The 13,146-nt window shown below is 64.6% G+C and carries 9 protein-coding genes; 5 read left to right on the forward strand and 4 right to left on the reverse strand.

The genetic code is table 11. From position 1 onward, the window contains the following. Window positions 1–3 precede the first annotated feature (3 nt). On the reverse strand, window positions 4–993 hold the full coding sequence (locus QM801_RS13040; RefSeq protein ID WP_415019646.1) for a LysR family transcriptional regulator: 990 nt from the start codon (window positions 991–993) through the stop codon (window positions 4–6). Between the two features lie 95 nt (window positions 994–1,088). Between QM801_RS13040 and QM801_RS13045 the strand changes: the two genes are divergently transcribed. From QM801_RS13045 to QM801_RS13065, 5 genes are read left to right on the forward strand one after another with little or no spacing between them, the layout of a single operon-like run. After that, entirely contained in the window at window positions 1,089–2,621 is a 1,533-nt protein-coding gene (locus tag QM801_RS13045; RefSeq protein WP_415019647.1) for a trimethylamine methyltransferase family protein, read from the forward strand. Beyond that, window positions 2,621–5,014, forward strand: a complete 2,394-nt coding sequence (locus QM801_RS13050) for a GcvT family protein (RefSeq protein WP_415019648.1) — start codon at window positions 2,621–2,623, stop codon at window positions 5,012–5,014. The genes QM801_RS13045 and QM801_RS13050 overlap by 1 nt, the downstream gene beginning before the upstream one ends. Then, window positions 5,011–7,413, forward strand: a complete 2,403-nt coding sequence (locus QM801_RS13055; RefSeq protein ID WP_415019649.1) for a GcvT family protein — start codon at window positions 5,011–5,013, stop codon at window positions 7,411–7,413. The genes QM801_RS13050 and QM801_RS13055 overlap by 4 nt, the downstream gene beginning before the upstream one ends. A gap of 9 nt (window positions 7,414–7,422) precedes the next feature. Then, window positions 7,423–8,733, forward strand: a complete 1,311-nt coding sequence (locus QM801_RS13060; RefSeq protein WP_415019650.1) for an aspartate aminotransferase family protein — start codon at window positions 7,423–7,425, stop codon at window positions 8,731–8,733. Beyond that, complete coding sequence (locus QM801_RS13065; RefSeq protein WP_415019651.1) at window positions 8,730–9,488, forward strand: hypothetical protein; 759 nt, start codon at window positions 8,730–8,732, stop codon at window positions 9,486–9,488. Before QM801_RS13060 ends, QM801_RS13065 begins: the two co-directional genes overlap by 4 nt. Before the next feature lie 85 nt (window positions 9,489–9,573). Here the strand turns inward: QM801_RS13065 and QM801_RS13070 are convergent, their stop codons facing one another. The 3 genes from QM801_RS13070 to QM801_RS13080 all read right to left on the reverse strand — a co-directional run bounded on the left by QM801_RS13070 (window position 9,574) and on the right by QM801_RS13080 (window position 13,061). Continuing rightward, window positions 9,574–10,332 (reverse strand): ATP-binding cassette domain-containing protein, encoded by a 759-nt coding sequence (locus QM801_RS13070; RefSeq protein ID WP_415020926.1) that lies wholly within the window; start codon window positions 10,330–10,332, stop codon window positions 9,574–9,576. Between the two features lie 169 nt (window positions 10,333–10,501). Further along, window positions 10,502–11,908, reverse strand: a complete 1,407-nt coding sequence (locus QM801_RS13075; protein WP_415019652.1) for a sugar ABC transporter permease — start codon at window positions 11,906–11,908, stop codon at window positions 10,502–10,504. Window positions 11,909–12,023: 115 nt separating this feature from the next. Further along, window positions 12,024–13,061, reverse strand: a complete 1,038-nt coding sequence (locus QM801_RS13080) for a substrate-binding domain-containing protein (RefSeq protein ID WP_415019653.1) — start codon at window positions 13,059–13,061, stop codon at window positions 12,024–12,026. Between the last annotated feature and the right edge of the window lie 85 nt (window positions 13,062–13,146).

Here is a 13,146-nt window from a genome sequence, read left to right on the forward strand (position 1 = left end):
GGTTCAGGCCCGGTCCGGCTCCAGGTTGAGCGCCTCGCTGCCGGTCTTTTCCATGTGACGGGCGATCTCCTGCACGAGTGTCTTGCGGGAGAGCTTCGCCACCTGCGCCGGGAAGTTCCCGAGTTCGCGTTCGCGCGCGACGACCGTGATCGTACGCGTGAGCCGCGCTGCGGGCAGCGGCAGCACCCGCAAGGGCATGCGCTCGACGAAGCCGTCGATGAGCAGCGTCGGCGTGAGCATTGTGAAACCCATGCCGTTGCACACACAGGCCGTCACCATGCTGGAGCGGTCCGCCTGGATCACCTGCTGAGGGTTGATGCGCAGACGCCGCAGATGCTGCGTCACCTGCCGGCCCACGCTGGTCGAGTCGGCAAAGCGGATGAGCGGAAGGCGGCGCTGCACGGCGTCGAGGCTGTCGGTCGGCCCACGATAGGATGACGGCACAACCAGCAGGAAGGATTCCTGCAGCACGGCGTGACGTTCCAGCCCCTCCATGTCGTAGAACGGGTTGGAGGTGATGGCGAGGTCGGCGCGCTTGGTGCGAAGCAGCGTTTCATGGTCGCCGCTCTGCCCCGCATGCAGCGTCACGTCGCGGACGCCGAAGCCCTTTTTTGCCATCGCCACGAGACCGGGCGTCAGCGTCGTTGCTATCGAGGCGAGGATGCCGAGGCGGAGCACGCTGATCGGTGTCGGCCCCTGCTGGCGCATTTCCATCTCGAGATCGCCGACGACGTTGAGGATGCGCGCTGCATGACGGTGGAGCAACGTTCCGGCCTGCGTCAGGCGCGAAGGCCGCACGCTGCGGTCGATCAGCGTCACGCCATAGGCCTTCTCGAGAGCGGCGATGTGCTGCGAGGCCGCCGATTGCGTGAGGCCCAGCATGCGGGCCGCGGCCGTCATCTGGCCGGATTCGGCGACGGCTTCGAACACCTCCATCGCCTTGAGCAGGTTGGAGCCGGAGTGGATGGCACTTTTGAGCTTCGGTTTCTTCATGTTGATACCATTAGAAATCTTAATAGTCGCCGCCGTCAATTGTGTTTTAGGGTGGCGCGTGGAAAGCATCGCGCACCCGTAACGCAAGGCCCTTCATGGCGACCGACTCCAGTCCCCGGCGCAGGCGTGCCGCATCCGGCCCGGTGAAATCCGATCAGCCGCGCGCGCCCTACATCACGCGCAAGCTCGGCACCTTCAACGTGCTGGGCGAGGAAGGCCTCTCGCTGACCGAACACAATGCCGATCAGATCCTCAAGGAAACCGGCATGGATTTTGTCGGAGATCCGGAGATTCTCGCGATCTTCCGCGCGGCCGGCTGCGACGTGAAGGGCGACCGGGTTCGCTTTGAGCCCGGCTTCTGCCGCCGCACCATCACCGCGACAGCACCACGAGACTATGTCCAACACGCCCGCAACCCCGCCAACACGGTGAAGATCGGCGGCGATGGCACGGTGCTCTGTCCCTCCTGGGGTCCGCCCTTCGTGCATGACCTCGACCGTGGCCGCCGCTATGCGAGCTACGAGGATTTCAAGACGCTGGTGAAGCTGCACCACACCATTCCGTGGCTGCATCACTCGGGCGGCGTGGTCTGCGAGCCTGTCGATCTCCCCGCCAACAAGCGCCACCTCGACATGCTCTATGCCCATATCCGCTATTCCGACAGGGCCTTCATGGGGGCCTTCATCGGCGAGGAGCGCGCCGGCCATGCCATCGACATGGCGCGCATCCTCTTCGGTGCGGACTTCGTGGCGAACAACCAGGTACTCTACTGCGTCTCCAACACCAATGCGCCGCTCGTGCTCGATGCCAACATGTCGGGCGCGCTCAAGACCTATGCCCGCGCCAACCAGCCCGTGGCCTGCACGCCCTGGGTGCTTACCGGCGCCATGAGCCCCACCACGGTTGCCGGAACGCTGGCGCAGGTGCTTGCGGAGGCCACCGCCTGCCTTGCGCTGGTGCAACTCGTCAGGCCGGGTGCGCCCTGCCTGATGGGCAGCTTCGCCTCCACCATGTCGATGCAATCGGGTGCCCCCACCTTCGGCACGCCGGAGGCCGGGCTGATGGTGCTCGCCGCCGGGCAACTGGCGCGCCGCCTTGGCCTTCCCTTCCACACCGTGGGCACGCTCTCCTCCTCCAAGCTGCCCGATGCCCAGAGCCAGCAGGAGGCGACATGGGGCCTGCTCATGTCCATGTTCGCGGGCGCCAACCTCATCAACCATGCCACCGGCTGGCTGGAAGGCGGGCTCGTCACCTCCTTCGAGAAGACGATCATCGATGCCGATCTTTGCGGCAAGGTTGCGCGCTTCTTCGATGGCATCGACCTTTCGGAAAATGCCCAGGCCATGGCGGCGATTGCGGCAACCGGACCCGGCCAGCATTTCCTCGGCAGCGACCACACCCGCGCCAACTTCATGTCGGCCCTGTTCCGTCCGCTCACCCCCGACAACAATTCCTTCGAGCAGTGGAGCGCCGATGGTGGGCGCGATGCGGCGTCCCGCGCCAACACGCTGTGGAAGAAGCAGCTCGAGGCCTATGAAGACCCGGGGCTTGATCCCGCCATCGACGAGGCCCTGCACGACTACATCGCCCGCCGCAAGGCCGAGAAACCGGACATGAATTACTTCTGATGCCGAACATCGTGATCATTGGCGGCGGCGCCGTCGGCCTCAGCGTGGCCTATCATCTCGCCCTCCGCGGCGAGGCGGATGTGCTGCTGTTGGAGCGCAACCAGCTCACCTCCGGAACAAGCTGGCATGCGGCGGGAATCGTGGGGCCCCTGCGCGCCACGGCGGCCATGACGCAGATCGCTTCGCACGCGCTCACCCTTTTCCCGCAGCTTGAGGCCGAAACCGGCATGAGCACGGGCTATCGCCACACCGGCGGCTATTGGTTGGCGCGCAAGCCGGAACGCATGGACGAGTTGCAGCGCATTTGTGCGGTGGGCCGCCACATGGGCCTCACGCCGGAGATTGTGACAACGGACAAGGTAGATGTGCCGCAGCTTGATCTTACAGGGCATGTCGGTGCGCTGATGGTGCCGGAAGATGCCAACGTCAATCCGGTCGATCTCTGCATGGTGTATGCGCGCGCGGCGAAGACGCGTGGCGTGGTAATCCGCGAGGGCGTCGAGGTCACGCGCATCCTGCGCGAAGGAACACAGGTGACGGGCGTCGAACTGGCGGACGGCAGCCGCATCACCGCGTCGCGCGTGGTGTTGTGCGCCGGGGCCTGGTCGAAACATCTCGCGGATGACATCGGCGTGGCGCTTCCGCTGCAACCGGTCGAACACATGTATATCGTCACCGAGCCCATTCCCGGTCTCGCCAATCCCTTCCCTGTGGTGCGCGACCTCGACACCGGCATCTATGTGAAGGGTGACGCGGGCCGTCTGGTGATCGGCGGCTTCGAGCCCGATGCGAAGTGCTGGAACCCGCTGGGGCCCGAAGGCAACCGCGCCTTCCTGGAACTGCCGGAGGATTGGGAGCAGTTCGCGCCTTTCATGGAGGCAGCGCTCGCGCTGGTGCCGGTGCTCGCCGAAACCGGCATCCAGCGCTTCATGAACGGCCCGGAGAGCTTCACCGCCGATACCCGGCCCTTGGTCGGACAGGCACCGGAGGTAGATGGGCTCTTTGTCGCCGCCGGGATGAACTCGGTGGGCATCATGAGTTCGGCGGGGATCGGCAAGGTGCTGGCCGATTGGGTGATCGCCGGCGAAGCGCCGTCCGATCTCTGGGGCATCGACATCGCCCGCGTCGATCCGAAGACTGCCTCACCCCAACACATGGCAGCCCGCATGAAGGAAGCGGTCTCCGATCTCTTTGCGCTGCACTGGCCCTTCAAGCAGCCCAAGGCGGGGCGCGGCTTGCGCACATCGGCGCTGCACCAGCACTGGGCAAAACAGGGCGCGGTCTTCGGCCTCACGGCCGGATGGGAGCGCGGCCTCTGGTACGCGAAAGACGAGAGCGAACGCCACCTCCCCTATTCCGTGGGTGCTCAGGCCTGGTACGGCATCGCGGTGCGCGAAGCGGCGGCGATGCGCGATGGCGCGGTGCTGCTCGATCTTTCGCCCTTCACCAAGATCGACGTGACGGGCGCGGAAGCGCTGGCGCTGCTGCAGCGCTGCGCTACCGCCAACATGGATGTGGAGACAGGCCGCGCCATCTACACCCTCGCACTCAACGACCGCGGCGGCATCGAAGCCGATGTTACGGTCACGCGGCTCGGCGCCACACATTTCCGCGTCGTCTCCGGTGCTGCCACGCGGCAGAAGGATGTGGCCTTCCTGCGCCGCGCCGCGCATGGGCTTTCAGCCACGATCACGGACGTGACGGAGGACCATTGCGTCATCGGCGTGATGGGCGGCGCCGCGCGCGACGTGCTGCGCGCCGTATCGCGCGACGACTGGGCCGCCTTCCCCTTCTCCACCGCACGTGCCGTCAGCGTCGCCGGGCAGCAATGCCTGGCCACGCGGCTCTCCTTCGTCGGTGAATTGGGCTGGGAGCTGATGATCCCCGTTGCTACTGCGGGCGCTGTGTTCGATGCGCTCATCGCCGCGGGTGCTAGGCCCATGGGCCACTATGCCCTCGACGCCTGCCGCATCGAGAAAGGCTACCGCCACTGGGGCCATGACCTCGGCCCCGACATCACGCCGCTCGAGGCCGGACTTTCCTTTACCATCGACTGGTCGAAGGATTTCAGGGGACGGAACGCTCTCCTGCATCAGCGCTCCATGGGGCTCGAACGCCGCATGGTGCTGTGCGATGTCAGCGGGCATCCGCTCATGCTGCACGACGAACCCATTCTCGAAAACGGCGTGGTCGTGGGCATGACCACCTCGGGTGCACGCGGTGCGCGCACCGGCCAAACCCTGGCGCTCGGCCTCGTGAGGATTGCGGAAGGCGAAGCATTGGCGCAGACCTGTGCGCGGGCCTTCATCATTCACGTGGCTGGCCGGGATTATCCTGCGAAGGCGCTGGCGAAAGCGCCCTATGATCCCGCAGGTGAAAGGATGAAGCTGTGAACGAGGTTCAGGTTGTCATCATCGGCGGCGGAGCGATGGGCACGTCGCTCCTCTATCATCTCGCCAAGCTCGGCTGGCGCGACATCGTGCTGGTGGAGAAGAACGACCTCACCCACGGCTCCACCTGGCATGCGGCGGGGCTCTGCACCCACTTCTCCCACAACGCCACCATCCAGGAACTGCGCGCCACATCGGTCAGGCTCTATCGTGATATTCTCCCGCAGGAAACCGGGCAATCCTGCGGCTTCCATCGGTCCGGCGCCATGCGCATCACCCGCAATCCCGATCGCATGGACGAGTTCGCACACGTCGTCGGCCTCTCGGAATTCACCGGCTACAACCTGCAACTGATCACGCCGGAGCGGATTGCGCAGCTTCACCCGCTGGCGAAGCTCGATGGCCTGCTCGGCGGCATCTATGAGCCTGATGACGGGCACGTCGATCCGTCACTCGCCACCAATGCCATGGCGCAGGTTGCGGTGAAGAATGGCGCCACCATCCAGCGCTACAATCCCGTGCAGTCGATCCGCCGCGAGGGTGGCCTTTGGATCATTGAGACGGCCAAGGGCACGCTGCGCAGTAGGCATGTGGTGAATGCCGCTGGAACCTGGGGCTTCGAAGTGGGCCGGATGATGGGCGTCAACGTCCCCTCCGTTCCGGTGCTGCACCAGTATCTCGTCACCGACACGGTGCCGGACATCGCCGCCCGCATCACCGCCGGACAGTCCGAACTCCCCATCATTCGCGATCCGGAGGAGAGCTGGTATGTGCGCCAGGAGCGCGATGGCTTCATCCTCGGGCCCTACGAGAAGAACGCGCAGGTTTGGTCGGTCGATGGCGTGCCGCCCTCCTTCGGGGCAGAACTCATGCCGCCCGATCTCGAACGGGTGGAACACATCATCGAAGCCGCCATGGCGCGCATCCCGGCCCTTGGTTCCGCTGGTGTGAAGACGGTGATCAACGGCCCCATCACCTTCACGCCCGATGCCAATCCGCTCATCGGCCCAGCCCATGGTGTGGAGAATGCCTGGCTGCTCACCGGCTCTTCCATGGGTGTCATGGAAGGCGGCGGTGCCGGCAAGTTCCTCGCCCACTGGATGGTGCATGGCGCGCCACCCATGGATGCCCTCGCCGTGGACCCGCGCCGCTTCGGCGCCTGGGCCGACCGCGACTATCGCGTGGCGAAGGCCATCGAATGCTTCGGCCTGCAATTCGGCGTGCACTATCCCTTCGAGGAACGCCCCGCCGGCCGCAACATCAACCTCTCGCCGTTGCACGATCACATGCTGCGCCAAGGTGCGGTCATGGGCTTTGCCCACGGCACGGAACGGCCCAACTGGTTCTCAAACCGGCAGGGCGATGTGGCGCATGAAAGCTTCCGCCGCGCCAACTGGTTTGAGCATGTGGCGCACGAGGTCGAAGCGGTTGCGAACCGCGTTGCGCTCGCCGATCTCTCGGTCTTCTCGAAGTTCGATGTGACGGGGAAGGATACGCTTGCCTTCCTTGATGCGCTCGGCGCCAACCGCGCGCCCAAGCCCGGCCGCATCGGCCTGACCCATGTGCTGACGCCGGCAGGCGGCGTTGCCTCCGAGTTCACCGTCACGGTGATCACGCCCGAACACGCCTACCTCACCTCCGCGGCGGCGGCCGAGGAAATGGATTTCGACATCCTCCGCGCCCGAGCACAGGGCTTCGCGGTCACCATCACCAATGTCACCGGCGCGCGCGCCGTGATCGGCGTCATGGGGCCGCTCTCCCGCCAGCTTCTGTCGCACCTCACGTCGACCCATCTTGATTCCACTTTCCCCTGGCTTTCGGCCAAGGAGATCGAAGTGGCAGGCAAGCCCGTGCTGGCGCTGCGTGTCTCCTATGTGGGCGAGCTTGGCTGGGAGCTTCACATGGCGGCTGAGGATGCAGTCTCCGTCTTCGAGTCCCTCGAAGGCGAGGGTAAGCCCTTCCATGTCGGATTCTATGGCGCCTATGCGGCGAACTCCATGCGCCTCGAAAAGGGCTATCGCGGCTGGGGCTCCGACCTCACCACCGAACGCACGCCGCTTGAAACCGGCCTTGCACCCTTCGTGAAGGCGGAGGGCCGCAGCTTCGTAGGCCGCGATGCCATGCTGTCGAAACACAAGCCGTGGGAAATGGTGCTGCTCGAGATCGAGGGGGGCGATACCGACCCGTTCTACTCCCATGCGGTCTTCGCCAACGGACGTTCCGTCGGCATCGTCACCTCGGGCGCCTACGGCTACAGGACAGGAAAAACGCTGGCACTGGCCTTTTTGCGCGAGCCGCAGGTGCGCGATGGTTTGAGTGTGAAGATCCTGGGCAGGATGCGCCCTGCGCGCATTCTCGCAACACCGCCCTACGATCCCGCAAACGAACGGCTGAAAGCCTAGGAGCATACGATGACCGGACACCCCCTCCACACCGATTGGTCGCTGGCCGGAACCGCAGAACGGCGCAAACGCTATTACGCCGCCTCGCAGCAGAAGTTCGTGCCCTTCAAGGAGCCGCTCGTTTTCGCCAAGGGCTCCATGCAGTACCTTTGGGACTCCGAGGGCAAGAAGTACACCGACCTTCTCGGAATGAATGTCTGCGTCTCGGTGGGCCACGCCCATCCCACGGTGGTGAAGGCGGCGATGGAACAGGCGCAGACGCTCACCCATTGCACCACCATGTTCTATCATCCCGTGCCCGCACACTTCGCCGAGGAACTGGCCGCCACCATGCCCAAGGGACACGAGTGGGTGGTGCACTTCACCAACTCCGGCTCGGAGGCGATCGACCTCGCCATGGTGATGGCGCGCACCTACACGGGCCATCTCGATCTTCTGGCCCTCCGCACGGCCTATCACGGGCCCACCTCGGCGGCGCAATCCCTCACCGGCATCGCCGCCTTCCGCCATCCCGGCATGCCCGGCAATGTCGCCTTCGTGGCCGAACCCAACCAGTATCGCGGTGTCTTCGGCCCGGGCGTGCAGCCCTACCTCGATGACATCGAACACGTCATCGCCACGGCGACGACAGGCAAGGTGGCCGGAATCTTCGTGGAAAGTGTGCAGGGCTATGGCGGCATCATCGAAATGCCTCCGGGCTACATGTCGGGCGCTGCCGAACGCGTGCGTGCCGCGGGCGGCCTCTACATCGCCGATGAGGTACAGTCCGGCTTCGGCCGCACCGGCGACCACATGTGGGGCTTCGAGGCCGATGGCGTGGTGCCCGATATCGTCGTCATGGCAAAGGGCATCGGCAATGGCTTCCCGCTCGGCGCCGTTGTCGCCCGCAAGGCCATTGGCGACGTCATGGCCGACAAGTTCATGTTCCACACCTATGGCGCAAACCCCACAAGCTGTGCGGCGGGCCGCGCCGTGCTGCAGGTGATCCGCGAGGAGAAGACGCAGGCCAATGCCAAGACGGTGGGTGGCGCCCTCCTCGCCCGCCTCAAGGACCTGCAGCAGAAGCACAAGGCGATCGGCGACGTGCGTGGCCGCGGCCTGATGCTGGCGATCGAAATGGTCAAGGACCGCAAGACCAAGGAGCCGGATGCGGACGTGACCGCAGCCGTGTTCGAGCATTGCCGCGCACAGGGCCTCATCCTGTCGAAGTCCGGCCCCAACCGCTCGGTGCTGCGCATGGTGCCGCCCATGTGCCTTGCCATGGCCGACGTCGATCAGGTGGCGGATGGCCTCGACAAGGCCTTTTCAAGCCTCGCATGAGCGCGCACCCGATCATCGCGCTCTGGTCGCATCCGCGTTCGATGTCGACGGCCTTCGAACGCATCATGCGCTCGCGCGGCGACCTCGATTGCCTGCACGAGCCCTTCATGTACGACTACTATGTCCACCGGGCCCGCAAGGTGATGCCGCACTTCGAGGCAGAGGCTGAGCATCCCGTCTCCTATGACGAGATCCGTGCCACCATCCTTGAGAAGGCGCAAGCGCGGCCGGTCTTCTTCAAGGACATGAGCTACTACGTGATGCCGCACATCCTCGATGACACGGAATTCCTCGACCGCATCACCCACAGCTTCCTGATCCGCGATCCCATGGCGTCCATCGTCTCCTACGCCAAGCTCGATCCCGGCGTCAGTCTCGACGAGATCGGGCTCGAAGCTCAAGCGAAGCATGTGGAAGCGCTGAAGCGGCTCACGGACCGCGCACCCGTGATCGTGCAGAGCGAGAAGCTGCAGAACGATCCGGAAGGACAGATGAAGGCCTATTGGGCGGCGGTCGGGCTCGACCACCGGCCGCAGGCGCTCACCTTCGCTGAAGATGTGCCGAAGGACTGGCAGCAGGTCTCGGGCTGGCACAAGGACGTGATGGCGAGCAGGTCGATCCTGCCATGGACCGATGCTGATGTGGCGAAGACCCGCCGCCAGTTCGATGAGCTGGTCTCGCGTTCGCCGCACTTCGCGATGTACTACGCCCACCACCTGCCCTTCCACGCGGCACTGGCGTCGCAATCCCTCTGAAACAAAAAAGGCCCGCCGGAGCGGGCCTTTCGATTGGTGCGCATCTTTTGCTTCACAAGTGGCGCCCACTTGCTCGCACGATGCGTTACGCAGCCTCGCGCATGGCGCCGGGGCCCGGAATGGCGCCGGGCGGGCACTTGCCGGCGATGATCATGCCCAGCACGTCGTCATGGGTCACGTCGGAGGTGTGGGCGGTGCCCACCACCTTGCCGTTCTTCATCACCGCCACGCGGTCGGCGAGGTCGAAGACGTCATGCAGGTCATGGCTGATCAGGAAGATGCCGATCCCTTCCGCCTTGAGCTGCTTGATGAGTTCGCCCACCTGGGCGGTTTCCGCCGGGCCAAGTGCCGCGGTCGGTTCGTCCATGATGAGGATGCGGGCGTTGAAGTGGATGGCGCGCGCAATGGCCACCGACTGGCGCTGGCCACCCGAGAGCTTCGATACCGGCTCCTTGAAGCGGCGGAAGTTCGGGTTCAGGCGGTGCATCACCTTGCGGCACTCCGCTTCCATGGCCACGTCGTCCAGCGTGCCGAAGGGCGTCTTCAGCTCGCGGCCAAGGTAAAGGTTGGCGGCAGCGTCAACGTTGTCGGCAAGGGCGAGCGTCTGGTAGATCGTCTCGATGCCGAGGCCCTTGGCATCGCGCGGGTTGTCGATGTTCACTTCCTGGCCGTTGATGAAGATCTGGCCGGAGTCACGCTTGTAGGCGCCCGAGAGCACCTTGATGAGCGTAGACTTGCCCGCACCGTTGTGGCCGAGAAGGCCCACCACTTCACCCGGATAGAGATCGACGGTGGCGTGATCGACGGCCTTGATGCCACCGAAGGCGATCGAGATGTCGCGCATCTCGATCAGCGGCGTGCCCCGCTCGCGCAGGTTCTTGTGGGGCTGCGCGCCCGTGACGGCGGCCGGTGCGTCATGCACTTCCATGACCTTGGCGGCCTTGCCTGCCGCGCGGCTGGCCTTGCGGGCGGGAGCGGCTTTCTTTGTGGTCTTTGCCATGATGAACCTCTCCTTACTTCACGCGGCGGCGATAGATCTGGTCGACGAAGACGGCGATCACCAGGAACGAGCCGACGACGATGTTCTGCCAGGGTGACGGCAGGTTGAGCAGCAGCATGCCTGATGAAATGGACTGCATCAGCAGGGCGCCCAGCATGGCGCCGTAGATGGTGCCGATGCCGCCCGCCAGCGATGTGCCGCCGATCACCGCCGCGGCGATGACGTAGAGCTCGTTGAGGTCGCCCAGCGACACCGTTGCGGCGTCGAGGCGCGCCGAGGCCACCATGGCCGAGATGGCCGCCAGCAGGCCCATGAGCGCGAAGACCTTGACCGTCATGGCCTTGGTGTTGATGCCGGCCAGTTCGGCGGCTTCCGGGTTGCCGCCGATCGCATAGACGTAGCGGCCGAACTGGGTGCGGGTGGCGAGGAAGGTCATCGCCAGGCCCACCGCCAGGGTGATCAGCACGGGGATGGCGTAGCCCGTGTAGAAGATCAGGCCATCGACGCAGCGCACCACCTTGTCGCCCGCCATGCAGACGGCCTTGCCGGCCTTGTCTTCAACGCCGGGCGGAATGGTGATGTTGTGGGCGAGCGCATATTGCTCGATCAGCTTGGGCGGCCAGGGATAGGAATTGACCACATAGGTCGCTCCCAGCACCACGATGAAGCCGAGGCCGACGAGCACCGCTTCGGCCCAGACCGGGCGCAGCGTGAACTTCACGCGCTTGCGTTCCTGGCGGCTGCGCAGGATGGCGAGCACGATCAGCACGCAGGCGATGATGGCGAGGGCCCAGCTCCACGTCGGTCCAAGCCAGGCGGAGGGGACGTTGCCGCCCAGGAGCTTGAAGGTGGCATCGAGCGGCGCGATGGTGACGCCTTCGGAGATGTAGAAGGCGATGCCCTTCGAATAGGCGATGAGGCCGCCCAGCGTGACCACGAAGGACGGGATCGCGAGATAGGCAGTGAGATAGCCGTTGAGGGCGCCTACCAGCACGCCGACCGCGATGGCGACGACGACGGCGATGATCCAGATGGACCAGTGGCCCACACCCAGCGCAGGCGCCAGGTGCTGCACCTGCAGAACGGCGGATACGGTGGCGATCAGGGTGAGCATGGCGCCTACCGACAGATCGATCTGGCGCATGATGATGATCAGCACCATGCCTGTGGCCATGATGGCGATGGGCGAGGTCTGGACGAGAAGGGTCCAGAGGTTGCGCGGCGTCAGGAAGAGACCGCCCAGCAGGCCTTCGTCATGAATGCGGAAGCTAGTCCAGATATCGAAGATGCACCAGACGATGATGATGGCCGCGACCATGCCGAGCATGCGCGTATCAATCTCGGTGGCGCGGAAAAAGCGGGCGACGGCACCTTCGCTGACGGTGGCCGGATTCACCGATGACGTGTTCGGATCAGACATTCTATCCCCTCCCAAGAGTTGCCATGGCGCCCTTTGGCGCTTCTTCTTATGGAAACCGCGTCACCCCGGGGGGATGACGCGGCCATGATGTTTCAAGTCGGCGTGCCGTGCAAGATTACTTGCAGGCTTCCACGTCGGCAGCGGCGCCGGCGCAAGCTTCGTCCTTGCTGATCCAGTTGGCCGAGATCACGTCACCGAGGTTGGCCTTGGTGATCGGGTTCGGCGGGATCAGGATCGAGTTCATCTCGACGCCCTTCTTGCCGCCGTTGAACTTGGCAACGCCTTCCAGCTTGTCCATGGCAGTGCCGCCGATCATGGCGACAGCGGCTTCAGCAGCCTTCTTGCCGAGGACGCGGCTGTCCTTCCAGATCGACACGAGCTGGGTGCCCTTGGCAACGCGGTTCAGAGCGGCCTTGTCGCCGTCCTGGCCGGTGACCGGCACCGAGCCGGCCATGCCCTGGGCTTCGAGGGCGGCAACGACGCCGCCGGCCATGCCGTCGTTTTCGGAGATCACAGCGTCAACCTTGTTGTTCTGCGAGGTCAGGCACTGTTCCATGTTCTTCTGGGCGTTGTCGGGCTTCCAGCCGTCCGTGAAGGTTTCGCAGACGTTCTTGATCTTGCCGGAGTCGAGGCCATCCTTCAGCACTTCGGTGATGCCCTGGAACAGGAAGGTGGCGTTCGGGTCGCCCTTGTCGCCCTTGATGAAGGCGAAGTTGCCTTCCGACTTGCCCTTCTCGAGCATGGTCTTGGCCATCAGGCGGCCGACGCCCACGTTGTCGAAGGTGATGTAGAGGGCGTTCGGGTCTTCGAACTGCACGTCATAGGCGATCGACTTGATGCCGGCTTCGGTGATCTTCTGAATCGACGGAAGGATGGCGTCGGAGTCGAAGGCAACGACGAGAATCACGTCGGGCTTCTGGGCGATCAGGCCTTCAATGTCGGCAGCCTGCTTCTGGGCCGAGCCCTGGGCGTCGGTCGAGATGTACTTGTGGCCGGCAGCTTCCACCACTTCCTTGATGGCTGCTTCGTCCGTCTTCCAGCGTTCTTCCTGGAAGGTCTTCCACGACACGGCAACCGTGCCGGCATTGGCCGCAACAGCCGATACGCCAATCATCAGGGCGCCAGCCATCATCGTCATCAAAGTGCGCTTCATTCTCAAATCCTCCTGGTACCTTCTCAACCCGGCGCAGGACGCCAAAAGCCGCCCAGCAAAGGCGGTCGTCATTCCGGACATTGAA

Origin of the sequence: Aestuariivirga sp., from assembly GCF_047600585.1 — a bacterium.
In the GTDB taxonomy this organism is placed as follows: domain Bacteria; phylum Pseudomonadota; class Alphaproteobacteria; order Rhizobiales; family Aestuariivirgaceae; genus Aestuariivirga.

What these genes read in the sequence shown, in the direction of transcription:
- QM801_RS13040 (WP_415019646.1), bottom strand. Translation starts at nt 993, where the DNA reads ATGAAGAAACCGAAGCTCAAAAGTGCCATCCACTCCGGCTCCAACCTG.
- QM801_RS13045 (WP_415019647.1), top strand. Translation starts at nt 1,089, where the DNA reads ATGGCGACCGACTCCAGTCCCCGGCGCAGGCGTGCCGCATCCGGCCCG.
- QM801_RS13050 (WP_415019648.1), top strand. Translation starts at nt 2,621, where the DNA reads ATGCCGAACATCGTGATCATTGGCGGCGGCGCCGTCGGCCTCAGCGTG.
- QM801_RS13060 (WP_415019650.1), top strand. Translation starts at nt 7,423, where the DNA reads ATGACCGGACACCCCCTCCACACCGATTGGTCGCTGGCCGGAACCGCA.
- QM801_RS13065 (WP_415019651.1), top strand. Translation starts at nt 8,730, where the DNA reads ATGAGCGCGCACCCGATCATCGCGCTCTGGTCGCATCCGCGTTCGATG.
- QM801_RS13070 (WP_415020926.1), bottom strand. Translation starts at nt 10,332, where the DNA reads ATGCGCGACATCTCGATCGCCTTCGGTGGCATCAAGGCCGTCGATCAC.
- QM801_RS13075 (WP_415019652.1), bottom strand. Translation starts at nt 11,908, where the DNA reads ATGTCTGATCCGAACACGTCATCGGTGAATCCGGCCACCGTCAGCGAA.
- QM801_RS13080 (WP_415019653.1), bottom strand. Translation starts at nt 13,061, where the DNA reads ATGAAGCGCACTTTGATGACGATGATGGCTGGCGCCCTGATGATTGGC.